Consider the following 25815-nt stretch of genomic DNA (forward strand, 5'->3'; position numbering starts at 1 on the left):
ACATTACGAAACCTGGTGAAGTCTGATGTTCGGTAAAAAGCCGGTCGAAAGCGAAAACGTCAACAAAGCGGTAGCGAAGGCGGTCAACTACGAAATCAGCATTGCTGATCTGGCTCGCCGCAGCGAGCGCCGTGCGTGGTGGGTCGCGTTCGGCGCCATCATCATGTGCCTGCTCCTCGGCGGCGGGTACTACTACATGCTGCCGTTGAAGGAGAAGGTGCCGTATCTGGTGATGGCCGATGCGTATACCGGCAATTCTACCGTGTCTGTGCTGCGCAACATTGGCGATGTGCAGAGCGTCACCACCAGCGAGGCGCTGGCCAGGAGCAATGTGGCACGCTTCATTACCGCGCGCGAGTCCTACGACTCGGAGATGATGGGGCTCAACGACTGGAATACGGTGTTCTCGATGGCGCCCCGCGATACCGCGGTGGGGGCTGAGTACTTCAATCTGCATGCGCCCAGCAATCAGTCCGCGCCTTACTACATCTACGGCAAGGTGCGCTCCATTCGGGTCAAGATTCTGAGCATTACGCTGCTCGGTGGCGGCGGCAAGCCATATACCGGCGCCAATGTGCGCTTCCAGCGCAGCATCTACGACAAGAAGACCGGCCAATCCACGTTTCTCGACAATAAATTCGCCATTCTTGGCTTCCGTTACAACAATAATCTGGCCATGGACGAGGATCTGCGAGTGCAGAATCCGCTGGGTTTCCAAGTGACCGACTACCGGGTCGACAACGATTACTCGGCCATGCCGGTTCCGCCGTCGCCCGCCGTGCAGACGCCTGCCACGGGCGCGGTCCAGCAGCCGGCGTCCGCTCAGATGGATGGAACGACGGGGCAAGTGCCGGGGCAGCAGATGCCGGGCCAGCCGGTGGCGCCGGGCGCTGGCGGCACGATGCCGGTTCCGCAGCAGGCGCCGATGGCCAACCCGGCCAGCGCGCCAGTCTATCCGGGAGCGCAGCCCGCTACTGCGCCTCCCGCGCCCAACGTTGCACCTCAGCACAATGGTAATGGAGCGAACGTTCGATGAGTTTCCTGACGAAAACCGGTGCGGCGCATATTGCGTTGCTGGCTCTGGGCCTGTTCGCGCCGATCGCGTCGGCCCAGGTGGTCCAGCAGTACGAGTACGAGCCTGACAAGATCTATCAGGTGCGTACCGGCCTGGGCATCACCACCCAGATCGAACTGAGCCCGAACGAGAAGATCCTCGATTACAGCACCGGTTTCACCAGTGGCTGGGAACTCAGCCGTCGCGAGAACGTCTTCTATCTGAAGCCGAAGAACGTCGACGTCGACACCAACATGATGATCCGCACCGCCACCCATTCCTACATTCTGGAACTGAAGGTGGTGGCCACGGATTGGCAGCGGCTGGAGCAGGCCAAGCAGGCCGGCGTGCAGTACAAAGTGACCTTCACCTATCCGAAGGACACCAGCTTTGCCGCCGCCAGCGACGAGGTGAAGGATGAGTCGCAACTCGACACGCGGCTGACTAAGGACCGCCATTACTACTTCGACTACGACTATTCCACGCGTTCCAAGCAAATGTGGATCGTGCCGAGCAGCGTCTACGACGATGGCAAGTTCACCTACATCAAAATGGATCTGACGCGTTTCCCGACGGGCAATTTCCCGGCCGTGTTCGGGCGCGAGAAGGAAAGCGATGAGGATTTCCTGGTCAACACCACAGTCGAGGGCAATACCCTGATTGTCCACGGGACCTATCCCTTCCTGGTCATCCGCCACGGCAAGAATGTTGTCGGCTTGCGTAGGAACAAGCAAAAGTGAACTCGAATCTACCCCCGTCTGACGAAAACTACGGCAACGACCACGGTCAGCCGCGCTCCCCGCATGCGGACGATGCGCCGCGCGAGAATCCCTATTTCGCTCGCCAGCAGCAGACTGCTGACCCGAATCTGGACGCCAACGAGCCGGTGCTCCGCTCCAGCGATCTGAAGAAGCTCAATCGCAAGGCGCTGGTGTTCCTGGGCGGCATCGCCGCGCTGTTGGTCCTGGCGATCTTCTGGCTGGTGAGTGGCAGCAGCGCGCCTGAGCCGGCACCGAAGCCGCGCCAGGAAGCGGTGGTGGCACCTGCGTTGCCGCAGACCGCGGCGCCGCTACCGGTGCAGCCGGCCGAGCCGGTGCAACTGGCCGAGCAACCGAGCCTTCCGCCGCTGCCGCCGATGCCCACTGAAAAAGACCCCATGGTCCAGTCCTCGTCTCGGCAGGACCGCGGGCCGTCACTCCTGGAGCGGCGCATGGCCGGCATGCAGCAGGAAGCAGGCATGGGTGGGCAGGGTATCGGCATGCCGCAGGGTCAGGAGCTGGGAGGCTTGCAGCAGCAGGACCAGGTGACGTCCGCAAAGCCGATCGCCAATCCGGACGGTTTGCTGGTGCGCGGCACCTATATCCGTTGTGTGCTGGAGACCCGGATCATCACAGATTTCCCGGGCTTCACCTCCTGCATCATCACCGAGCCGGTGTACTCCATCAATGGCAGGCGCCTGCTGCTGCCGAAGGGATCGAAGATCCTCGGTCAGTACGGCGCCGCAGAGCCGACCGGTCCGCGCATGCAGGTGGTCTGGGATCGCATCACCACGCCTACCGGCATCGACGTGACCCTGGTTGGTCCTGGCGTCGACAACCTCGGCAGTGCCGGTCATCCGGGCCAATACAATGCACATTGGGCGAGCCGCATCTCGTCCGCGCTGATGATCAGCTTGCTCAGCGATGCCTTCAAGTGGGCGGCGGCCGAGCATGGCCCGAAGACCACGACGACCGGCCTCAACTCCGGCGTGGTCACCGAGCAGCCGTTCGAGAGCAATACGGCGCAGTCCATCCAGCGTCTGGCCGACCAGGCACTGGATCGCCGGCGTCCGGCCACCGTGACCATCAACCAGGGCACCATCGTGAACGTCTACGTGGCCAAGGACGTCGACTTCACGGCCGTGTTGCCGCGTTGACCGAGATCGAGACAGCGACGTGACGTTCGACGACTCTCCGACCGCGCAGATCTCCACGGATTTCCTGGATTACCAGTACTCGGTGCTGGGCATCCTGGATTATCTGAACTCGCCGGACGTGACGGAAATCTGCATCAACCGTCCCGGCGAGTTGTACCTGGAGACGCTGCGCGGCTGGCAGCGGATGGATATCCCGTCGCTGACCTTCGACCGCGCGCGCCAGTTCTGCACGGCGGTGGTCAACGAGAGCAATACCGGCCAGCGCATCACCGATGCCGATCCGGTGGTATCGTTGACCTTTCCCACCGGGCAGCGCGCGCAGTTCGTGATCCCGCCGGCCTGCGACGCCGGCAAGGTGTCGATCACCATCCGCCTGCCGTCAAAGCACACCAAGACCCTGGAGCAGTACAAGGAAGACGGCTTCTTCCAGGAGATCCTGGAGGTGCAGTCGGGTCTGAGCGAGCAGGATCGCGAGCTTCTCGAGCTCCGGCGGCAGCGCGATTACGCCGAGTTCTTCAAGAAGGCGGTGCTGTTCAAGAAGAACGTCGTCGTTGCCGGCGCCACCGGTAGCGGCAAGACCACCTTCATGAAGTCGCTGGTGAATCACATCCCGCACGAAGAGCGGCTGGTGACGATCGAGGACGCGCGCGAGCTCTTCATCAGCCAGCCCAATTCCGTGCATTTGCTCTACTCGAAAGGCGGACAAAGCTCGAGCAACGTCACCGCGAAGAGCTGCATGGAAGCGTGCCTGCGCATGAAGCCCGACCGCATCATCCTTGCGGAGTTGCGCGGCGACGAGTCGTTCTACTTCATCCGCAACTGCGCCTCCGGTCATCCCGGTTCCATCACCAGCTGCCATGCTGGCAGCATCGGGCAGACTTGGGATCAGTTGGCGCTCATGGTCAAGGCGTCGGCCGAAGGGTCGGGCCTGGAGTTCGCAGTCATCAAGCGGTTGTTGATGATGACCATCGACATCGTTGTCCACATCAAATCGCACGCGGGCCGGCGCTATATCACCGGTATCGATTTCGATCCGGAACGCATGCAGTCGGGTGGGGGATGAATATGTTCATTAAGGTGATAGGGCGAAGCGGCGCCGATTGACTTTGAATTTTTCTTCCAACACGATTGATTTGCGACATCTGCGGCGTTCTGGGCGATTTGCCACGACGCCGATGCATAGGGAGTAACCACGGCATGTTGCCAGGCATGGAACTACTCAGCTGTCCCGAAATGGCGGTTCCGGCTGAAGTCATGCAGCACGTTGTGCGCGTCGAGTCGTCGCACAATCCGTTCGCGATCGGTGTGGTCGGCGGTCGCCTGGTGCGTCAGCCGCAGAACCTGTCCGAAGCCGTCGCCACCGCGCGGATGCTGGAAGAGAAGGGTTACAACTTCTCCCTGGGTCTGGGGCAGGTCAATCGCTACAACCTGATCAAGTACGGCCTGGATACCTACGAGAAGGCATTCAAGACCTGTCCGAATCTGCAGGCCGCGTCGAAGATCCTGGCCGAGTGCTATAGCCGCTCCGGCGGCAACTGGGGCAAGTCGTTCAGTTGCTACTATTCCGGCAACTTCGAGACCGGGTACCGCCACGGTTACGTGCAGAAGGTCTACGCGTCGATCAACCAGGGCAGGGCGCTCGCCGCGTCCACCGCTGGTGCGATCCCGGTGATCCCGGCGGGAGGCGTGCGCCGCGTGGTCACAGACTCGGTGAAAGCCGCGGCGGTGCGCGAAGTGGATTCGATCGTGTCGAGGCGGATCGACGCGGCGGCCGGTCAGCTTGCCAGCGGTCTCGCCACGCAAGGTCAACCATCACTCCGTGCCCAAGCTGCCGTTGCGGCGCCAGCGCAGCCAACGGCAGGTGCTGTAGCGGCCGTGTCGGCACAGGCGGCTGCCGCAGATTCCGATCTTTATGTAATACGACCGACAGGCGCCGGCAAAGGAGTGGCGGTTCCTGCAGGTGGCGGAGCGCCCACAGTTCCGCACGTTGCCGCACACGCGCCTCAGGCAGTGGCGGGAACGGCCGTTCCTGGCACAAGTACGCCGCCGCCGACGTCTGGCGACGGGGCCTTCGTATTCTAGCCAGATGCAGTAGCACGGCCATGCAAATGGCTTTTGACCACCCCCTGTTTCCAAATCAAGGAGAAAACCATGATGTTCAAGAAAGCTAAAGTGAATTCGAACGCCAAGGTCATCGGTATGGCGGCGTTGAAGGCGGCGATGTTCACCGCAGCCGTGTTCGCCTCTGGCGTCGCGATGGCGGCGGGCTCCGGTGTCGACTATGCCGGCGCCGACCAGAAGGTCTGTGGCTTCCTCGGCAAGACCAACAACATTCTGAACATGGCTTCGATCGTGGTGGTGACGATCGCCGTCGTCTTTGCCGGTTACCAGATCGCCTTCGCGCACAAGCGGGTCTCCGAAGTGGCTCCGGTTCTGCTGGGTGGCGTGTTGATCGGTGCTGCCGGCCAGTTGGCCAAAATGCTCATCGGCGACACTGGCCAGACGGCCTGCTCCGCGGCCATCACGCTCGTTCAGCACGCCGTGCAGTATGCATAAGAACGTACTTTTCCGGGGCTGCACCCGGCCTGCGATGTTTTTCGGGGTGCCGTACATCCCGTTCTTCATCGGCGCGGGCGGCGGCTTCCTGATGGGTATCTATTTCAATATGTGGCTGCTGGCGCTCATTCCGGTCATCGTCTTCATCATGCAGCAGATGACCAAGCGGGACGAGATGATCTTCCGCATGCTCGGATTGCGCTGGATGATGCGGATGCGCGTGCGCAACCTGCAGCGCTATTCCGGCATGTGGGTGTTCTCGCCGAATGAGTACAGGAAAGAGGTGCCGGGCGCCAAGCGCTAGCTTGGAACCGGGCGCCGAGTCTCGACCCCATGCACGACGCCTGTGTCGTGCATGGGGTTGTTCGGTTTTTCGTGTCGACTCGCCGGCAGTGCTGGTGTGAGCGAGGTCGGCGGTTCCCGGTGCATCTGCGCCGGGCCTTGGCAAGACGAAACGGATTCTGAGTTCTATTATGTTCATCCCGGATACTTCGATCAGCGAATTCATCTCCATCTCCACGCATGTGGCGCCGTCCGTTCTGAAGACGACGGGAGGAGATTTCATGCTGGTCTGGCACCTGGGCGGGCTTCCATTCGTGGGCCGCGAAGAGTGGGAGATCGAACACCGGCACAACACGTTCAACCGCATGCTGCAGACGCTGCGCGCTCCGGATTTCGCCAATGTGGCGTTCTGGGTGCACGATGTGCGCCGCCGCCGTCGCATCAAGAACGGCAGCAAGTTCAAGCAGGCGTTCAACCAGGCCTTGTCTGATCAGTACTACGGGACATTGTCCTCGCAGAAGATCATGCAGAACGAGCTGTACATGACCATGATCTATCGCCCGGTAGTGACCGGTAAGCGTCTCATGGATAAGTCGTCGAACATTTCCCAGTTGCAGTCAGAACAGGACCAGGCGATCGCCAAGGTCCTTGAACTTGCAGGCAACGTCGAAGCCGTGCTCAAGGATTACTCGCCCTACCGGCTGAGCATGTACGAAGCCAGCAATGGCGTGGTGTTCTCCGAGGCGCTGGAGTTCTTCGGCTATCTGATCAATCGCATCGACGAGCCGGTGCCGGTGCTGCAGGCGCCGGTGCCCGCCTACCTGCCGGTCAGCAAGCACATGTTTGCCAACAAGACCGGCGACTTCGTGATCAAGACCCCGGAGGGCGTCAATCATTTCGGTGCCATTCTGAACATCAAGGAATACACCGACGGCACCTATCCGGGCATCCTCAATGGCCTGAAGTATCTCGACTTCGAGTATGTGGTGACCCACTCCTTCAGCCCGATGGGCCGGCACGACGCGCTGAAGGTGCTCGATCGCACCAAGGGCATGATGGTGTCCTCGGGCGACAAGGCGGTCAGCCAGATCCACGAACTCGACTTGGCGATGGATCAGCTGTCGTCGGGCAACTTCGTCCTGGGCGAGTACCACTTCACCATTGCGGTCTACGCCGATACGCAGGAGAAGCTCTCGCAGCAGGTGGCGACCACCCGCGCGGAACTGTCCAATGCCGGCTTTGTCTCGACCAAGGAGGATCTTGCGGTTGCGTCCTCTTTCTACGCCCAGTTGCCAGGGAACTGGCGCTACCGTACGCGTATCGCCAGTGTCAGCTCGCTGAACTTCCTCGGTCTGTCGCCGCTGCACAATTTCGCCCAGGGCAAGCGCGAGAACAATCCGTGGGGCGAGTGCGTCACCACCTTGCAGACCACCAACGGCCAACCGTACTACTTCAATTTCCACGCCACGCATCCTGCGGAGAACTCGCTCGGCGAGAAGGCGATCGCCAACACCATGGTGATCGGCAAGTCCGGTACCGGTAAGACTGCGTTGATCAACTTCCTGCTCAGCCAGGTGCAGAAGTTCGATCCGATCCCGACCATCTTCTTCTTCGACAAGGATCGCGGCGCCGAGATCTTCGTGCGCGCCTGCGGCGGCAATTACCTGGCGCTGGAGAACGGCAAGCCCACCGGCTTCAACCCGTTCCAGTGCGAGCGCACCGAGGCGAACGTGCAGTTCCTGGCCGACCTGATTAAGGTCCTCGCCGGCAAGATCGAGTACACCTCGCGCGAGGAGGAGGACATCTTCCGCGGCGTGGAGGGCATGCTCGACACGCCCATGCATCTGCGCAGCATGACCAACTTCCGCAAGAGCCTGCCCAACATGGGCGACGACGGCCTGTACGCGCGCATGCGCAAGTGGACCGCCGGCAACTCGCATGGCTGGGTGTTCGACAATCCGGTCGATACGATCGACCTCGAGAAGGCCAGCATCATCGGCTTCGACTACACCGACGTCATCGACAATCCGGAAGTGCGGGTTCCGGTCATCAACTATCTGCTGCATCGGCTGGAAGCCCTGATCGACGGCCGGCCGCTGATCTACGTGATGGACGAGTTCTGGAAGATCCTCGATGGCAAGGGCGGCCTGAAGGAATTCGCCAAGAACAAGCAGAAGACCATCCGTAAACAGAACGGCCTGGGTATCTTCGCCACCCAGAGCCCGGAGGATGCGCTTGCCAGCGACATTTCCGCGGCGCTGGTCGAACAGACCGCGACGATGATCCTGCTGCCCAATCCCAATGCCAGCAAGGAAGACTACATGGACGGCCTCAAGCTCACCGAGGCCGAGTACCAGGTCGTGGTCAGCCTGGACGAGCGCTCGCGCTGCTTCCTGGTCAAGCAGGGCCATGGATCGTCGGTGTGCCAGCTCAATCTGCGCGGCATGGACGATGCGCTGTCGGTCATCTCGGCGTCGACCGACAATATCGAAATCATGCACCAGGTGCTGGAGCGCAAGGCCAAGGAGCACGGCGTCGCGCCGGACGATCTGACGCCCGAGCAGTGGTTGAACGAGTTCTACGCACGTCGCAAGGGCTCCGGAAAATCGGGTCCGGCGAGGTCGGTGTCTTCGGATAATCGGGGGGCGGCGGCGGTCAGCTGACCGCTTTGCCCAAATCACGCATGACGGCTTTTCTACAAGAATCGAGGAGAGCAGGAAAAACCAGGACTACGATTCGCTCGGACAGTATCAACGAGTCTGTCCGCTCGCATTGAAGTCCGGTAGTTGGAAGGGAACAAAGCCGGCAAATATGTCGCCAACGGAACACTGAAAAAGACATGCAGGCTTAGGTCTGTCGATTGCCCTCGAAGAAGTTGGTCTGGCTAGGCGATCAGGCATGTCAAAACTATCTGGTCGCTATACCTGGTACTCGAAGCCTTAGGGGTGAGACTCCTGAATACGTATGCAAGTACCGCTGAAATTCCTGCATCAACGCTACTCTAGCGCAGCGTTTCGCGTGCCCGTCGCACGCGCGATCTCTGCCCGAAGGGGGGCGTTGCATGTCTCAGTCTCCATGGTGGCGCGGTGCCGTCATCTATCAGATCTATCCGCGTAGCTTCCTCGACGCCAACGGCGACGGTATCGGCGACTTGCCGGGCATCGTGCGCAAGCTGGACTACATCGCGGCGTTGGGCGTGGATGCGATCTGGATCTCGCCGTTCTTCAAGTCGCCGATGGCCGATTTCGGCTACGACATCGCCGACTATCGTGAGGTCGATCCGCTGTTCGGCACCATGGCCGACTTCGATGCGCTGCTGGCCAAGGCGCATGCGCTGGGCCTGAAGGTGATGATCGACCAGGTGCTCAGTCACACCTCGGTGGAGCACGACTGGTTCAAGGAAAGCCGGCAGAGCCGAGACAATCCGAAGGCGGATTGGTACGTGTGGGCCGATGCGCGCGAAGACGGGGCGCCGCCGAACAACTGGCTGTCGATCTTCGGTGGCGTGGCGTGGCAGTGGGAACCGCGCCGCGGGCAGTACTATCTGCACAATTTCCTTGCCTCTCAGCCGGATCTGAACTTCCACAATCCGCAGGTGCAGCAGGCGACGCTGGACAACGTGGAGTTCTGGCTGGCGCGCGGTGTCGACGGCTTCCGCCTGGACGCGATCAATTTCTGCTTCCACGATCCGCAACTGCGCGACAACCCGCCCAAACCGCCGGAAAAGCGCGTCGGCCGCGGTTTCAGCCCGGACAATCCGTACGCGTTCCAGTACCATTACTACAACAACACGCAGGCGGAGAACCTGCCGTTCCTGCAGAAGCTGCGCAGCCTGCTCGACCGCTATCCGGGGACGGTGAGCCTGGGCGAGATCTCGTCGGAGGATTCGCTGGCGACCACGGCCGAATACACCCGCGCCGGGCACCTGCACATGGGCTACAGCTTCGAACTGCTGACCGACGATTTCAGCGCGGCCTACATCCGCGAGACGGTCTCGCGTCTGGAAGCGGCGATGACCGAAGGCTGGCCGTGCTGGGCGATTTCCAATCATGACGTGCAACGCGCGGTGACGCGTTGGGGGCAGGGTGCCGAGACGCCGGCCTTCGCGCGGCTGCTGATCGCGATGCTGTGTTCGCTGCGCGGCTCGGTCTGCGTCTACCAGGGCGAAGAGCTCGGCCTTGGCGAGGCAGAGGTGCCGTTCGAGGCGCTGCAGGATCCCTACGGCATCGCATTCTGGCCGAACTTCAAGGGCCGCGATGGGTGCCGGACGCCGCTGCCATGGGATGCCAGCGAGCAAGCCGGTTTCAGCACCAGGACGCCTTGGTTGCCGATCGCGGCAGCGCATCGCGCGCAATCGGTGGCGGCGCAGGAGGCCGACCCGCAGTCGGTCCTGCATGCGATTCGCCAGTTCCTGGCCTGGCGCAAGCGCCATCCGGCCTTGCGTGAGGGCGACATCGTCTTCCACGAGACGGCCGAGCCCGTGCTGATGTTCCAGCGTCGCCACGCCGCGCAGCGCTTGCTGCTGGCGTTCAATCTTTCCGCCGAGGCCGCCGACGTGGCGCTGCCTGAGGGCAGCTGGCAGGCGCTGCAGGTGCCGGGCGTGGTCGCGGGTGCGGTCGAAGAGCGCTTGCGTTTGCCCGGCTATGCGATGGTGTGCCTGCAGGGCGCATGAGCGGGACCAAATGATTCCTGCGACGGCAGCGTCGCATCCTGCTGTGTGGCTACGGCACTGCCGAGCTGTTGTTTTGGAAAGACAGTCCGGCGTGCATCGCGTCGGATAAGGCCTCATGCATACCACGGACGTGGGCGTTTGTTGGACGACAAGGATCGCTCTGGAAGTTCAGTGTCCGTAGTAAGCATGTTGCGGTGACCACGCCACGCCGTCTTCGCGGTTTGGCGTGCCCGGTAACCTGGGCACGCGTCGTCGCCGACAATCATGCCGTCCTGGAACCAAGGCCAGCTCGGAGACTTGCCTTGCTGGCCCACACAACAGACTGCTGCGTCGCTGTCGCTCTTGCTGCCGGCTAGGCGACGCGGCCACGAATCCGCCGTCATCGCTGCGCTGGTGTCCATCGCGGCAATGTCACCATGTCTGCACGCCAGCCTTTGTGATCTGAAACGCCGCTTTTCCAGCGACGCCACCTGGTCTCGATCTCGCGGCCTACTGGCTGAGACCCGTCGTTGGCGATGGCGGTGCTGGCGTCGATCAACTGCCGCAGCATCGTGTCGGTGCGGATGCATCCTCCGTTGTGCGGTCAGGCCGGCCAGTTCGCAGTTCAGCGTTGAATGTCCGGGTATGGCGCTTTCTGGCACGCAAAGGGCTTGGGCCATGCACTCCTGAAGTGCAGATTTTTTTCGGCGACGCGGCCATTCCGCGCGCTCGCGGCGTTTTGTCGGGAACTTCGCGGGCGCGGCGAGATCTCCATCAGTTCGCGCGATCGCTTTCTGTAGATCTTCTTGCAGGCGAAAGGGCTGGTGTGCGCCCTCCAGGCCGCTCGTCTTGATCCCGATCGGCAAACTAAATCGCCACCGCTCCTCGATCCTGATCTCATCGTTTTCTCTCTGGTCACCCCGGCATTTGACGCAACCGTCCGCGGCAACCGCCCCAACGAAAACGCCCGCCGGGTGCGCCGGCGGGCGTCGTCTGCAGCCTCTACGCGGGACTCAGAACTTGTAGTTCACGCCCAGCATGTAGGTGCGTCCCCATTCGACGTACTCCAGCGGGCGATCCTTGGTGCCGGCGTAGGTGCGGTAGGGCGAGTTGGTCAGGTTGCTCGCCTGCAGCAGCAGGCTCAGCCCGGCCAGGCTGCTGCCGTCGGCGAAGGTATAGCTGACCTGCGCGTCGGTGACGTTCTCGCCGACGACGTAGCGCAGCGTGCGGTTGCCGTTGAAGTTGCCGATCTCGCCGATGAAGTCCGAACGCCGCCGCTGGCTGACGCGTGCTTCGAAGCCGTTGCGCTCGTAGTAGGCGGTGAAGTTGTACACGCGCTTGGACAGGCCGGGCAGGTCGATCGGCGCCGAGCCCACGCTGGAGGCGCTTTCGGGATCGACGATCTTGATGTCGCTGTCGTTGAACGTGGCACTGGCCTGGATGCCGAAGCCGCGCAGGCTGTCGGTGAACATGTCCAACGGCAGCGAGGCGGTCAGCTCGAGCCCGCGCAGAGTGCCGCCCTTGCCGTTCTGCGGCGAGGAGAAGGTACCGGTGGTCTGTACCGGCACGGTCATGTTGGGCGGGCGCACGTAGCTGGCGAGCAGGGCGGAGAAGTCGTAATCGTCGCGCGATTGCGTGTAGATGTAGCTCTTCAGGTCCTTGTAGAACACCGCGGCGGCCACGTAGGCCTTCTCGCCGAAGTACTTCTCGTACGACAGGTCCAGCGCGTTGGCGCGCCACGGGTCGAGCAGGGGATTGCCGCCGCTGCCGCCGGGCTTGCCGGTGGAGGTGTCCACGCCGAAGTCCAGGCCGGCGCGCATCTGGTCCACGCGCGGCCGCGCCACCTGCTTGGCCGCGGCGAAGCGCAGGGTCTGCTGGTGCGGGAACAGGAAGGCCAGGTTGAGGCTCGGCAGCCAGTCGTTGTAGGTCTTGCCGGCGTCGATCGGCAGCACATTCTGGCCGGCCGGACGGGACTGGTCGAAGTAGCTGGACTGCGAGCTCTGGTCGGCGTGCTGCAACTGCACGCCGATGTTGCCGCGCACGCCGACCTCGCCGATGTCGGTGTTGATGTTGGCGCGGAGCCAGGCCGTGGTGATCTTCTCCTGCACCGTCCACGACTTCGGAATCAGGTAGTCCAGATTGGTGACCGGGTTGAAGGTCATGTAGCGCGAGACCGCCGCCGGCACGTTCCAGGCCGGGATGGTGCCGATACCGGCGAAGCCGAGGTTGACCGGGTCGTACTGCAGGTCGCTGGCGATGCTGGTGTCGCCCTGCGCGCCGAGCAGGATGTTGCCTTCGGCCTGGGTCTTCTGCTTGCGCCGGTCGGCGTAGTTGACGCCCACGTCGATGTCCGAGAACCAGGTCAGCGCCTGCGGTGCCGGCAGCGTCGCCGCCAGGCGGCCGCCCTTCAGCCGGTCCTCGACCTCCGGCACCTTGCCGTAGCCGGAGCCGTAGATGGTGTTGGTCAGGAACAGGTTGTTCGGGTCGGAGTAGTCGCGGCCGGGGGTGATCTGCGAGAAGCCATTCGGCTTGACCACGAGACCGACCGTGTCCAGCTGCGGCATCGGCACCAGCTGTAGGTTGTTCTCCAGGTTCAGCTCCTTGCGGGTGGCCTTGGAGTAGTTCAGGTCGGCCATCAGGCGCACGCTGCCGAGGTTGAACTCGTTGTTCCAGCCGAATGCGTCGATCTTGTCCTTGCGCTTGTTGTACATGCCGCGCACCAACGGGTACACGCCGCTGGCGGTGCCGCCGGTGAAGCTGCCGCTGGCGTCGACCTGCGGATTGGTGATCAGCAGGCCGGGCGTGTAGCCGCCGTTGTAGTTGCTGAGATTGACCTCGAACTGATTGGCGGTGTCGATCTGCTCGGCTTCGGTATGGAATGCGTCGAAGGTGCTGGTCCAACTGCTGGACGGACGGAACTGCACGGTCGCCATCACGCCGTCGCGCTTGTTGTTGCCGGTGCGGCGCAGCGCCTTGATGCCGTCGGAGAAGTAGGTGCCAGGCGCCACGCCGGGACGGCTGCCGCTGTCGGTGTTCTGCGTGGTCCACGGCTCGTACAGGCCGACCTGATTTTCCTGGATGGGCATGTCGCTGTGGGCATAGCCGATCGAGAAGCCCAGGGTGTTGTCCAGGAACTGGTCGATGTAGCTGGCGCTGAAGCGGTTGCCGAAGGCGTCGACGTTGGCGGCCTTGCCGAGCGAGCTCCTCTGCAGGCGGCCGCTGACGGCGATCACCCGGTCCGGAAAGCTCAGCGGACGCACGGTCTGCATGTCGATGGTGCCGGACAGGCCCTGGCCGACCAGGCCGGCGTCGGGCGTCTTGTACACGGTCACGCCGTTGACCAGCTCCGAAGGGTACTGATCGAACTCGACGCTGCGGTTGTCGCCGGTGCTGACCACTTCGCGGCCGTTGAGCAGGGTAGTGGCGAAGTCGGGCGACAGGCCGCGCACGCTGATCACCTGGGCGCGGCCGGCGACGCGCTGCGCGGCCAGGCCGGGCAGGCGCCCGAGCGATTCGGCGATGCTCACGTCCGGCAGCTTGCCGATGTCCTCGGCCGAGATCGCTTCGACGATGGACGTCGAGTCCTGCTTGATCGCGATGGCGTTCTCGATGCCGCGGCGGATGCCGGTCACCTGGACCTTGTCCAGTTCGGTGACCGGATCCTTGGACGTGGTGGTGGTATCGGACTGTGCAGCAGCCAGCATCGGCGTCATCGCGACGGCCAGCGCCAGCGTCAGCGCGTTGCGCTTGTGGTTCAACATTTTCCCCTCCCAGGCAATGTTGTCTTGCGAATGTCTGAACCGGCGAGGCGGCCGGATGTGCGTGTCGCGCAGCCGCAGGGCGGTGTCGCGATTGCGCTGTATGGTAGACACGCGGCTTCGTCGCGAACGTCCGCTGCATACGTATTCACTGGCCTGCATCGCATTGGAAGCGCTTTCAGGATCGCAATGTCGTGCGCGCGCCGCTACGCCGGTGCCGCGGCGAGCATGCGCGTGCTTCATGCAACTAACGTCGCCTGGCATGAACATTCGGGTGCTGCACTGAGAGTGATGCCAGGGAGTACGCCGGCATGCTGACGTCGGGCGAGCTCGCAGATGGCGCGACATGGTTTGGCGGAAGCGGCGCGCCGCGCGCCGCTGACCTGCCGCGCACGATGGCGCGGCGCCGCAGAGGCGAGCGCCGTGATCCGGCATGGCGAGTGCATGCCTCCGCCGCTGTGCTGCCGGCGGTGCCGCGTGCCGCATGGTGGTGCGTCAGCGCGATGCCGCCGTGCCAGCGGAGGCCGGCGCCGGGTCCAGCGGGACGAAACGGATCGCCTGGCCGCCGCCGGGCGCCAGCTTCACCTGCAACTGATCGCGGCTGGTGACCTCGCGCTGTTCGCGCACGAAGTCGAACGGATTGTGCTGGTAGTCGGCGGCGTCGCCGTCGCGGTAGATCTCGGCGCGATAGCGCACGCCCGGTTCGAGGAAGCTCAGCGCGATCGGCAGCACGCGGCCGTGCTCGTCGGTGATGCTGCCGAGGAACCAGTCGCGGCTGTGGCGGTCCTTGCGCACGATGGTCACGTAATCGCCGATCTCGCCGTCGAGCACGCGGCTGTCGTCCCAGTCCACCGCCACGTCCTCGATGAAGCGGAAGGCGTCGCGGTGCTGCAGGTAGTGCTCGGGCAGGTCGGCCGCCATCTGGATCGGGCTGTACAGGGTCACGTACAGCGCCAGTTGCCGCGCCAGCGTACTCGGAATCGCGCGTCCGCCGCGGCCCGTCAGGCTGAGGATGCCGGGGGTGTAGTCCATCGGCCCGGCCAGCATCCGCGTGAACACCAGGTTCACTTCGTGCTCCGGCGGGTTCGGCGGCTCGCCCCAGGCGTTGTACTCCATGCCGCGTGCGCCTTCGCGCGAGAGCCAGTTAGGGTAGGTGCGACGCAGGCCGGTGTCCTTGATCGGCTCATGGGCGTTGACCGACAGGTGGCGCTTGGCGGCTTCCTCCACCACCTTGAGATGGTGGCGGGCCATGAACTGGCCGTCGTGCCATTCGCGCAACAGGGGGCCGCCGGCGGGATTGCGCCGGTCTACCTGTCCGTCGTCGCAGACGTAGCCGGTCTTGAAGGTGTCCACGCCCAGTCGTGCATATAGATCCAGCGCCGCATCGAGCTGGTCTTCGTAGTGCTCCACCGCGCAGCCGGTCTCGTGGTGACCGATCAGGTGCACACCCTTCTTCGCCGCGTAGGCGCTGAGCGCATCGATGTCGAAGTCCGCGGTGGCGTGGGTGAAGTCGAAGTCGTCGCCGTTGCCGACCCAGTTGCCGTCCCAGCCGGGGTTCCAGCCTTCGACCAGCACGCCACGAAAGCCGTGCGCTGCGGCGAAGTCGATGTAGCGGCGGGTGTTGGCGGTGGTGGCGGCATGCCTGGGGCCGCGCGCCCAGGTGTCCTGATTCAGGTGCATCGACCACCACACGCCGATGTACTTGGCCGGGTGCACCCAGCTCACGTCGCCCAGCGCGTTGGGTTCGTTGAGATTGAGGATCAGGTTGGAATCGACCAGGCCGCCGGCGGTGTCGCTGATCTGCAGCGTGCGCCACGGCGTGTCGAAGGGCGGGGACCGGCGCACCTTCCAGCCTTCCGCCGACGGCGACAGTTGCGCATGCAGGCGCTGGCCTTCGCCGCGGCGCAGCCACATGCCGGCGTAGTCGACCAGGGCGGCCTCGTGAATCGCCAGGTGCAGGCCGTCCTGGCTGCGCAGGGTGAACGGCGTGTGCGCCAGCGGCACTTCGCGCAGCGGGGTGCGCCGGTACAGGTATTCGTAGTGGATGGGGGCGCCGGCAGGAATCCACCAGGCGGTGGCCTCGGGGACGATGTCGAACTCGGTCAGTTCCTCGTCGACGATCGCCTCCTGCATTCCCGCCTGCTGCGGAAAGCTGTAGCGAAAGCCGAGCCCGTCGTCGTAGACGCGGAACACCACCGCGAAGCGGCGCTGGCGGCCGCCGCGCTCGCCCAGGTCCACGCGCAGTTCGTTGTAATGGTTGCGCACGTAGCGGCGCTCGCCCCACGGCTGTTCCCAGGTCTCGTCGACGCTGCGGCTGTGCTGGTCCAGCACCGCCAGGTCGCGATCCAGCGCGCCGTCGCGCAACTGAAAGCCCAGCCGCGATTCGCCGATCACCGCCTCGCCCAGCCGCTGCACGCGATAGCTGGGAAGGCCGTCGTCCAACTGCAGGGAGACGCGCAGGATCCTGCCCGGCGAGTCCACGCTGGCCACCGTCTGCGGCGCGGCGTGCAGGCATGGCGCAACGCACCACAATGCGCTCGCCAGCAACGACGGCACACGCAGGCGCGACAGGACCTCAAACAGCGGCATATCCCCTCCCAGGGCGACCGTGGCAGCGCATCGACTATAGCGAGGCGGTCCGCGGCCGCCGTGGCGCATGCGATGAATACGTATGCAACTGCACGCGCCGCGGTGTCGCCCGTCTACCATGTCCGCAGCGCCCCGCGATGCGGAGGCGGCGACCGCAGCGCCGGCGTGCCGGCCTGCGCTTCCACCATGCAGGCAAAGAGGGAGGGAGGTCGATCGGTGCGAGCCGGTCTGCCGCTTCGATGCTGAAGATGATTTGCTTGGCCGCCACCTTGGGTGCCGCGGCGTCGGCGTCTGCTGGACAGACGTCATTGCAATGGCGTGGCCAGACCGCGCAGGCCGAGGCCACCGCCGACGGCGGTTTCGTGCTGCATGCGGCCCAAGGCACACGCACGGTGCCGGCGCAGCCGTTGCGCAGCGAGACCGATAGCCCGTTGTTCGATGCGCTGTTCGCGCTGGCGCAACAGGAACTGCACGACGATCAGGTGCAGGCGATCCGCGATCCGGCGTTCGATCACGGCAAGCCGTTGCCGTGCGATTGCTACCAGACCGGCGAGCGCTGGCCCTACGTGTGGACCCGCGACGTCAGCTATGCCGCCGACCTGGCCCTGGCGCGGCTGGATCCGGAGCGCACGCGGCGCTCGCTGCGCTTCAAGCTGTCGCCGATGCGCGGCGCCGACGCGCTGCCGGGGCTGTTCGTGGCGCAGGACACCGGCTCCGGCGGCAGTTGGCCGGTGAGCAGCGACCGCGTGGTGTGGTTCCTGGCCGCGCGCCACCTGCTGGACGATCCAGCCTTCGCCGCCGACACCCGCGCCGCGCTCACGGCCACGCTGGCCCAGGATCGCGCGTTCGCGTTCGACCCGCGCATCGGCCTGTACCGCGGCGAGACCTCGTTCCTGGACTGGCGCGAGCAGACCTATCCGGCCTGGACCCGCGAGGATGTCAGCTTCATCGCCAGTTCCTTCGCGCTGTCCACCAACGTGCTGCATTACCAAGCGCTGCGCCTGGGCGAGCGCCTGGCCCGGGAGCAGGGCGACACGCAGGCGGCCGCGCGCTATGCCGACTGGGCCGATGCACTGCGCCAGGCGATCGCGCAGCGTTTTTGGCGCGAGGACCGCGGCACCTACGTCAGCTACATCGGCACCGCCGAGCACCCGGTGCGCTACGAACGCTACGATCTGCTGGGCCTGTCGCTGGCGGTGCTGGCCGACGTACTGCCGGCCGCGCGCGCGCGCCAGGCGCTGGCCCGCTATCCCGCGGTGGAGGCGGGCAGTCCGGTGGTGTGGCCGCAGCAGCGCGACGTGCCCATCTACCACAACCGGGCCATCTGGCCGTTCGTCAGCGCCTATGCGCTGCGCGCGGCGCGGCAGACCGACGACAGCGCGCGCATCGACCTGGAAGTGCGCTCATTGCTGCGCGGCGCCGCGCTGGCCGGCTCGAACATGGAGAACTACGAGTTCCTGAGCCAGGCCGCACATGTGGACGACGGCCCGCTCAGCGGCCCGGTGGTCAATTCACCGCGGCAATTGTGGTCGGTGGCCGGCTATCTGGCGATGGTGATGGAAGGCGTGTTCGGCGTGGAGGACGACGGCCGCGTGCTGCCCAAGTTGCCGACCAGCCTGGTGCCCATGCTGTTCGGCGAGCGCCAGGAGATTGCGTTGCAGTTGCAGGACCGGCGCATCGTGTTGCGACGTCCGGCGCAACTGCAAGGCGACCTGCTGGTCGCCGGCAAGACCCGTACCCGGGACAGCGTGACCACCGTCGACCTGGTCGCCCGCCACAGCGGCGCTGCGCCAATGCAAATGCTCACCGCCGCAGACGCCTTCGCGCCGCTGGCACCGCCGGCACCGCAGGTGCGGCGCGAGACCGGGGGCTGGCGGGTGCAGGCGGCTGCGGACTCGGTGTTGTACGTCGATGGGCAGGCACGCGAGGGCAGCGCCGACGGCGCGCTGCTGCCGCTGGCCGAGCGCGTGCAATGCCTGAGTCTCACCCGGCAGGGCGCGCGTTGGGAGTCGTTGCACAGCCCCACCGTCTGCGTCGGTGACGTCGCCCGCGTGGAGGGCGCCGACGATTGGACGTGGACGGCGCCGCACGATGGCATGTATCGCCTGAGCCTGCGTTACGTCAACGCGCACGGTCCGATCAACACCGGCGTCACCGCCGCGGTCAAACGCCTGCAGGTGCAGTGCGGTGCAGATTCGCCGCAGTCGCAGCCGTTGGTGATGCCGCACAGCGTCGGCGAGCAGACCTCCACGACGGCGCTGTTCGAGCTGCAGGCCGGGCAACGTTGCGTCGCGCGGCTGCTGCCGGCGGCAAACATGAGCGCATTGCAGCACTTCGCGCGCTACACCGGTGGCCAGGGCGGCGCCGATGGCGTGGTCAATGCCGCCGATGTCGCCGCGCTGCTGATCGCGCCGGCCGGCCCAATGGAGGAGCGTCCATGAGCGCCTTGCCACGTGCCAAGCCGGCGCTGTCGTTCTGGCAGATCTGGAACATGTGCTTCGGCTTTCTCGGTATCCAGTTCGGCTTCGCGCTGCAGAACGCCAACGCCAGCCGCATCTTCCAGACCCTGGGCGCGGACATGGAGCAGGTGCCGGGATTGTGGATCGCCGCACCGCTGACCGGCCTGGTCGTGCAGCCGATCGTCGGCTACCTGTCTGACCGCACCTGGAACCGCTTCGGCCGGCGTCGCCCGTACTTCATGGTCGGTGCGCTGTTCACCACGTTGGCCCTGCTGGTGATGCCGAACTCGCCGACGCTGTGGGTGGCAGCCGGGACGCTGTGGGTGCTGGACGCCTCGATCAACATCTCGATGGAGCCGTTCCGCGCCTTCGTCGGCGACCAGTTGCCGACGCGCCAGCGCGCCACGGGCTATGCGATGCAGAGCTTCTTCATCGGTGTCGGCGCGGTGGTGGCGAGCATGCTGCCGTGGCTGCTGGCGCACTGGGGCGTCAGCAATACCGCGGGGCCCGGAGAGGTGCCGGCGACGGTGCGCTACGCGTTCTATGTCGGCGGCGCGGTGCTGTTCCTGTCCATCGGCTGGACCGTGCTGCGCACCCGCGAGTATCCGCCCGAAGATCTGCATGGCAGCGCCGTCGTCACCGCAGATGCAGCGGTGCAACCGCGCCGTGTCGATGGCGCCGCTTCGCTGTGGTGCGCGGTGGGCATCGCCGGCGCGGCGGCCATCGCCTGGTGCCGCGGCGACCGCATGCTGTACGTGCTGGCCGGCCTGTGCATCGCTTACGGCGTGCTGCAGGGCGTCGCGCCGCGCCTGCGTCGCGGACACATGCTGGCGGCGATCGTCTGCGATCTGCAGACCATGCCACAGGCGATGCGGCGGCTGGCCTGGGTCCAGTTCTTCTCCTGGTTCGCGCTGTTCGCGATGTGGATCTACACCACCGCGGCGGTCACCCAGACCCACTACGGTACCCAGGACGTCACCTCGGCCGCCTACAACGAGGGCGCCAACTGGGTCGGCGTGCTGTTCGCCGCCTACAACGGCTTCGCCGCACTGGCCGCGATCGCCATTCCGCTGCTGGTGCGCGCCTGCGGGCTGCGCGTGAGTCATCTGCTGAATCTGTGCCTGGGCGCGGCCGGCCTGCTGTCGTTCCTGTGGATCCGGGATCCGCAGTGGCTGTTGCTGTCGATGGTCGGGGTGGGCTTCGCCTGGGCCTCGATCCTGTCGTTGCCCTACGCCTTGCTGTCGGACAGCGTGCCGGCGGCGAAGATGGGCGTGTACATGGGCATCTTCAATTTCTTCATAGTGATCCCGCAGTTGGTCGCGGTCAGCGTGCTGGGCTTCGTGCTCACGCACTGGCTCGGCGGCCGGCCGCTGTACGCGCTGGCGATCGGCGGCGGCAGCCTGCTGGTGGCGGCGCTGTGCGTGCTGTGGGTGCCATCGGATTCGGGAGCGAACGCATGATCGATCGGATGTCGTTGTTGGCGCTGGCCCTGCTGGGTGCCTGCGCCGCGTCGGCGCAGGCCCAGGCGCCTGCGCAGGAGGAGTTCTACGGCACGCTGGAGCCGTTCGCCAGCGAGGCGGTGTACTTCGTGGTCACCGATCGCTTCGTCAACGGCGATCCCGGCAACGATCACCGCGACCAGGGCGGCGCGCATCGCACCTTCGACATCCCGATCCCGGCGCCGCCGGGCGAGAGCGACAACATCGGCTACCTCGGCGGCGACTTCAAGGGCGTGGTCGACAACGCCGGCTACATCCGCGACCTGGGCTTCGGCGCGGTGTGGATCACCCCGATCGTCGACAACCCGGACGAGGCCTTCACCGGCGGCAAGCCGATCACCTGGGGCAGCTCGCTGAGCGACCGCGGCAAGACCGGCTACCACGGCTATTGGGGCGTGAACTTCTACAAGCTCGACGAACATCTGCCGAGCCCCGGTCTGGATTTCGCCGGCTTCACCCAGGCGATGCACGCGCAGCAGCTGAAGGTGGTGCTGGACATCGTCGGCAACCACGGCTCGCCGGCCTGGACCATGCCCAAGCGGCAGCCGATGTTCGGCCAGGTCTTCGACCGCGACGGCAAACTGATCGCCGACCACCAGAACCTGCCGCCGTCCAAGCTGGACCCGGCGCACAACCCGCTGCACGCGTTCTACAACACCGGCGGCAACCTGGCGCAGCTGTCCGATTTCAACGAGCGCAACCCGGCGGTGATGGAGTATCTGGTCGGCGCCTATTCGCAGTGGCTGGGGCAGGGCGCCGATGCGTTCCGGATCGACACCATCGGTTGGATGCCGGACAGCTTCTGGCACGAGTTCGTGCGCCGCATCCGCGCGCAGCGTCCGGGCATGTTCATGTTCGGCGAGGACTTCGACTACAACGCGCACAAGATCGCCGGTCACACCTGGGCCGACAACGCCGGCGTCAGCGTGCTGGATTTTCCGCTCAAGCAGGCGTTGGCGGCGACCTTCGGCCATGCCCGGCGCGGTTACGAGACGCTGCAGCCGCCGCTGTACCTGGAGCGCGGCCCGTACGCCAATCCGTACGAGTTGATGACCTTCTACGACAACCACGACATGGCGCGGCTGGACGCCAGCGACGCCGGTTTCATCGATGCGCACAACTGGCTGTTCACCGCGCGCGGCATCCCGGTGATCTACTACGGCTCGGAGACCGGCTTCATGCGCGGGCGCGCCGAGCACGCCGGCAACCGCAACTACTTCGGCCAGGAGCGGGTGAACGCGGCGCCGAGCAGCCCGATCTTCGCGCCGCTGCGGCGCATCGCCACGCTGCGCCAGCGTAGCCCGGCGTTGCAGCGCGGCCTGCAGCTCAATCTGCAGCTGTCCGGCGACGAGGCGGTGTTCTACCGGGTGTTCCAGCATGCGGGCAGCACTCAGACCGCGCTGGTGCTGCTGAACAAGAGCGACGCGCCGCGCACGCTGGAGGTGCGCCGCTACCTGCAGCCCGGCACCTGGCACGACGGCTTCGACGGCAGCGCCACCGAGGTGACCGGTGCGCTGCGCGCCGAGGTGCCGGCACATGGTGTGCGCGTGTTCCTGTCCGATGCGCCGATCGTGCGCCCGGACCTGCGCGCGCGGCTGCGCTGGCTGATGGCGGCCAAGGACGGGGTCGCGCCGACACCGTGAACGCGGCACTGCCGGTCGGCGTCAGCGCGCCGGCCGTCGGCGCGTCGGTGCCCGAGCAGGGCTCAGTTGCGCAGCAGCGAGGAGCCGCGCAGCGCCAGCGTCACCGGTAGGGTGCGGCTGCTCACCGGCTGTCCGGCGATCTGCGCCAGCAGGGTGTCCACCAGCACCGCGCCGGCCAGCTTGGTGTCTTGCTGCACCGTCGACAACGCCGGATCGACGCTGGCCGCCACCGGGATATCGTCGAAGCCGGCCAGGGCCACGTCCTCGGGCACGCGCAGGCCGTGCTCGCGCAAGGCCTTCAACGCGCCGATGGCGATCAGGTCGCTGGCGGCAAACAGCGCATCGAAGCGCTCGCCGCGGCCGAGCAGGGCCAGCGCCGCCTCGTAGCCGGATTGCTCGGTGGTGATCGCATCGACCTGCAGCGCCGGTGTGGCGTCGGCGCCGGCCGCGCGCAGCGCCTGCAGGTGGCCGCGGTAGCGTTCCAGGAATTCGGGGTAATGGTTGGAGGCGTCGCCGAGGAAGGCGATGCGGCGGCGGCCTTGCGCCAGCAGGTGCGCGGTGATGTCGTGCCCGCCCTGGAAGTTGTCGCTGCCGATCGACACCCCCGGCTGCCCGGGCAGCACCGCGCCCCAGCGCACGAAGTGCGTGCCCTGGTCGACCAGGTGCTGCAGCCGCTGCTGCGCCTGCAGGTAGTCGCCATAGCCGAGCAGGATCAGCCCGTCGGCCTTCTGGCTGTCGCCGTAGTCGGCGCGCCAGTTGTCCGACAACTGCTGGAACGACACCAGCAGGTCGTAGCCGTGGCGGGCGCAGGCGCGGGTGATCGAGCCCAGCATCGAATGGAAGAACGGATTGATCAGCGAGTCGTCGGTGGTCGGGTCTTCGAAGAACAGCAGCGCCAGGGTGCCGGCATTGCGCAGGCGCAGGCTGGAGGCGTGCTTGTCGACCTTGTAGTTCAACTCGCGCGCGATCGCCAGGATCTTGCGCCGGGTCTGCTCGTTGACCGCCGGACTGCCGCGCAGCGCGCGCGAGACCGTGGGTTGCGATACGCCTGCCAGGTAGGCGATGTCCAGCGATGTGGCCTTGCCTTTGATGACGGCGCGTCCGGGTGCGGAGAAAACGTCGGCGAAGCATGCCATGGCGCCCGCTGTAGCTCTTGCTGCGGCGCAGCGAAGACCTCGGGCGCGCACCAGGAATGACCGTTTTGGTAAACGGCCGCAATTACCATTTTGGTAAAAGCTGGTTTACCATTCTTGTCTATCGACCTGATCCGGACATGGGTGGCCCGCGGCAACGCCGGCCGAGCGTGCGACATGAGCACTACCACCGCCCTCGCTTGAGTTCCCGCCCAAGGCTGTCCGAGCAGGCGCCCTTGTGGCGCCTTCTTTCTATCCCGCGCCCAGGCTGGCCTGCCGCCGAGGTGGCGCGGACGTCATCCCCCAGTTTCCCTTTCCGCCGACTCCCATGATCACGATCACGCTCCCCGACGGCAGCCGCCGCGAATTCGAACACCCCGTCAGCCCCATGGACGTGGCCCAGTCCATCGGCCCCGGTCTGGCCAAGGCGACCATCGCCGGTCAGGTCGATGGCCGCCTGGTCGACGCCTGCGACCTCATCGACCACGACGCCAGTCTGCGCCTGATCACCGCCAAGGACGCCGAGGGCGTGGAGATCATCCGCCACTCCTGCGCGCACCTGGTCGGCCACGCGGTCAAGCAGCTGTATCCCGAGGTCAAGATGGTGATCGGCCCGGTCATCGCCGAGGGCTTCTACTACGACATCTACAGCGAGCGCCCGTTCACCCCCGAGGACATGGCGGCGATCGAGAAGCGCATGCAGGAGCTGATCGCGCAGGACTACGACGTGATCAAGAAGGTCACCCCGCGCGCCGAGGTCATCGAGCTGTTCAAGCAGCGCGGCGAGGACTACAAGCTGCGCCTGATCGAGGACATGCCCGACGACGTCACCGCGATGGGCCTGTACTACCACCAGGAATACGTGGACATGTGCCGCGGCCCGCACGTGCCGAACACGCGTTTTCTCAAGGCCTTCAAGCTGACCCGCATCTCCGGCGCCTACTGGCGCGGCGACGCCAAGAACGAGCAGCTGCAGCGCATCTACGGCACCGCCTGGGCCGACAAGAAGCAGCTCGAGGCCTACATCCTGCGCATGGAGGAGGCCGACAAGCGCGACCACCGCAAGATCGGCAAGCAGCAGGACCTGTTCCACCTGCAGGAAGAGGGCCCGGGCCTGGTGTTCTGGCACCCCAAGGGCTGGTCGATCTGGCAGGTGGTCGAGCAGTACATGCGCAAGGTCTACCGCGACAGCGGCTACGGCGAGGTGCGCTGCCCGCAAATCCTGGACGTGTCGCTGTGGCAGAAGTCCGGTCACTGGGACAACTACCAGGACAACATGTTCTTCACCGAGTCGGAGAAGCGCACCTACGCGGTCAAGCCGATGAACTGCCCCGGCCACGTGCAGGTGTTCAACCAGGGCCTGCACAGCTACCGCGACCTGCCGATCCGCTACGGCGAGTTCGGCGCCTGCCACCGCAACGAGCCGTCCGGCGCGCTGCACGGCATCCTGCGCGTGCGCGGTTTCACCCAGGACGACGGCCACATCTTCTGCACCGAGCAGCAGATCGAGGCCGAGGTCACCGCCTTCCACCAGCAGGCGCTGAAGGTGTACGGCGACTTCGGCTTCGACGACATCCAGATCAAGATCGCCTTGCGCCCGGAAAAGCGCCTCGGCGACGACGCCACCTGGGACAAGGCCGAGGCCGCGCTACGCGCCGCGCTCGGCGCCTGCGGCGTGGAGTGGCAGGAACTGCCGGGCGAGGGCGCCTTCTACGGCCCGAAGATCGAGTACCACCTCAAGGACGCGATCGGCCGCACCTGGCAGCTCGGCACCATGCAGGTGGATTTCATGATGCCCGGCCGCCTCGGCGCCGAGTACGTGGACGAGCACAGCCAGAAGAAGCATCCGGTCATGCTGCACCGGGCCATCGTCGGGTCGATGGAGCGGTTCATCGGCATCCTGATCGAGCATCACGCCGGCATGTTCCCGGCCTGGCTGGCGCCGGTGCAGGCCGTGGTCATGAACATCACGGACGCGCAGGCAGACTATGTAGACAACGTGCGGAAACTCCTTGCAAATCAAGGCTTCCGCATCGAGGCCGATTTGCGGAACGAAAAAATCGGTTATAAGATTCGCGAACACACGCTGCAGCGGGTGCCGTACCTGTTGGTCGCGGGCGACCGCGAGACGGAAAACGGCGCGATTGCGGTCCGTACGCGATCGGGGGAGGATTTGGGCACCATGTCGGTCGCCGCCTTCGCCGAACGGCTGCGCGCCGAGCAGTTGGCGTGACACCACCCTGGTGCGGACGGAGCCTCCGTCCGCGCCAGTCCGA

General features: G+C 65.3%; 16 protein-coding genes. 13 read left to right on the top strand and 3 right to left on the bottom strand.

Annotation, left to right across the window (positions count from 1 at the left end; translation table 11 throughout):
• Positions 1–25: 25 nt before the first annotated feature.
• The 9 genes from SLW55_RS18905 to SLW55_RS18945 all read left to right on the top strand — a co-directional run bounded on the left by SLW55_RS18905 (position 26) and on the right by SLW55_RS18945 (position 10479).
• The gene (locus SLW55_RS18905; RefSeq protein WP_267099263.1) at positions 26–1036 is read left to right on the top strand and encodes a VirB8/TrbF family protein; all 1011 of its coding nucleotides are present in this window, start codon (positions 26–28) and stop codon (positions 1034–1036) included.
• The gene (locus tag SLW55_RS18910; protein ID WP_043084564.1) at positions 1033–1794 is read left to right on the top strand and encodes a TrbG/VirB9 family P-type conjugative transfer protein; all 762 of its coding nucleotides are present in this window, start codon (positions 1033–1035) and stop codon (positions 1792–1794) included. The genes SLW55_RS18905 and SLW55_RS18910 overlap by 4 nt, the downstream gene beginning before the upstream one ends.
• Positions 1791–2969, top strand: coding sequence for a TrbI/VirB10 family protein (locus tag SLW55_RS18915; protein ID WP_017916125.1), 1179 nt, complete (start codon positions 1791–1793; stop codon positions 2967–2969). Before SLW55_RS18910 ends, SLW55_RS18915 begins: the two co-directional genes overlap by 4 nt.
• Positions 2970–2988: 19 nt before the next feature.
• Positions 2989–4032, top strand: a complete 1044-nt coding sequence (gene virB11, locus SLW55_RS18920) for a P-type DNA transfer ATPase VirB11 (RefSeq protein ID WP_017911233.1) — start codon at positions 2989–2991, stop codon at positions 4030–4032.
• 146 nt (positions 4033–4178) lie between these two features.
• The gene (locus tag SLW55_RS18925; protein WP_267099262.1) at positions 4179–5051 is read left to right on the top strand and encodes a lytic transglycosylase domain-containing protein; all 873 of its coding nucleotides are present in this window, start codon (positions 4179–4181) and stop codon (positions 5049–5051) included.
• Between the two features lie 69 nt (positions 5052–5120).
• The gene (locus tag SLW55_RS18930) at positions 5121–5525 is read left to right on the top strand and encodes a TrbC/VirB2 family protein (protein ID WP_193314780.1); all 405 of its coding nucleotides are present in this window, start codon (positions 5121–5123) and stop codon (positions 5523–5525) included.
• Positions 5518–5829 carry a VirB3 family type IV secretion system protein gene (locus tag SLW55_RS18935; protein WP_081613540.1) on the top strand — a complete coding sequence of 104 codons (312 nt, stop codon included), beginning with the start codon at positions 5518–5520 and terminating at the stop codon, positions 5827–5829. Before SLW55_RS18930 ends, SLW55_RS18935 begins: the two co-directional genes overlap by 8 nt.
• Before the next feature lie 169 nt (positions 5830–5998).
• A complete protein-coding gene (locus SLW55_RS18940) occupies positions 5999–8470 on the top strand; it encodes a VirB4 family type IV secretion/conjugal transfer ATPase (RefSeq protein ID WP_267099261.1) in 2472 nt (823 codons plus the stop codon).
• 398 nt (positions 8471–8868) lie between these two features.
• Positions 8869–10479: an alpha-amylase family glycosyl hydrolase gene (locus tag SLW55_RS18945; protein ID WP_320745547.1), complete on the top strand. Its 1611-nt coding sequence runs from the start codon at positions 8869–8871 to the stop codon at positions 10477–10479.
• Positions 10480–11471: 992 nt separating this feature from the next.
• Here the strand turns inward: SLW55_RS18945 and SLW55_RS18950 are convergent.
• Together SLW55_RS18950 and SLW55_RS18955 are read right to left on the bottom strand one after the other, a co-directional pair.
• Positions 11472–14219, bottom strand: coding sequence for a TonB-dependent receptor (locus SLW55_RS18950; RefSeq protein WP_267099259.1), 2748 nt, complete (start codon positions 14217–14219; stop codon positions 11472–11474).
• 492 nt (positions 14220–14711) lie between these two features.
• Positions 14712–16805: a glycoside hydrolase family 97 protein gene (locus SLW55_RS18955; protein ID WP_267099258.1), complete on the bottom strand. Its 2094-nt coding sequence runs from the start codon at positions 16803–16805 to the stop codon at positions 14712–14714.
• 239 nt (positions 16806–17044) lie between these two features.
• Here SLW55_RS18955 and SLW55_RS18960 point away from each other — a divergent pair, with 239 nt between their 5' ends.
• The 3 genes from SLW55_RS18960 to SLW55_RS18970 are packed head-to-tail and all read left to right on the top strand — an operon-like array spanning position 17045 to position 22406.
• Positions 17045–19246 carry a Six-hairpin glycosidase-like protein gene (locus SLW55_RS18960; RefSeq protein ID WP_267099257.1) on the top strand — a complete coding sequence of 734 codons (2202 nt, stop codon included), beginning with the start codon at positions 17045–17047 and terminating at the stop codon, positions 19244–19246.
• Positions 19243–20724 (top strand): MFS transporter, encoded by a 1482-nt coding sequence (locus tag SLW55_RS18965; RefSeq protein ID WP_267099256.1) that lies wholly within the window; start codon positions 19243–19245, stop codon positions 20722–20724. Before SLW55_RS18960 ends, SLW55_RS18965 begins: the two co-directional genes overlap by 4 nt.
• 8 nt (positions 20725–20732) lie before the next feature.
• Complete coding sequence (locus SLW55_RS18970; protein WP_267099369.1) at positions 20733–22406, top strand: alpha-amylase family glycosyl hydrolase; 1674 nt, start codon at positions 20733–20735, stop codon at positions 22404–22406.
• A gap of 62 nt (positions 22407–22468) precedes the next feature.
• Here the strand turns inward: SLW55_RS18970 and SLW55_RS18975 are convergent, their stop codons facing one another.
• Positions 22469–23542, bottom strand: coding sequence for a LacI family DNA-binding transcriptional regulator (locus SLW55_RS18975; protein ID WP_267099255.1), 1074 nt, complete (start codon positions 23540–23542; stop codon positions 22469–22471).
• Between the two features lie 325 nt (positions 23543–23867).
• Here SLW55_RS18975 and thrS point away from each other — a divergent pair, with 325 nt between their 5' ends.
• Positions 23868–25772 (top strand): threonine--tRNA ligase, encoded by a 1905-nt coding sequence (gene thrS / locus SLW55_RS18980; protein ID WP_017911219.1) that lies wholly within the window; start codon positions 23868–23870, stop codon positions 25770–25772.
• The last annotated feature ends 43 nt before the right edge of the window (positions 25773–25815 follow it).

The organism is Xanthomonas sp. LF06-19 (genome assembly GCF_034105425.1).
Taxonomy (GTDB): Bacteria; Pseudomonadota; Gammaproteobacteria; order Xanthomonadales; family Xanthomonadaceae; genus Xanthomonas_A; species Xanthomonas_A sontii.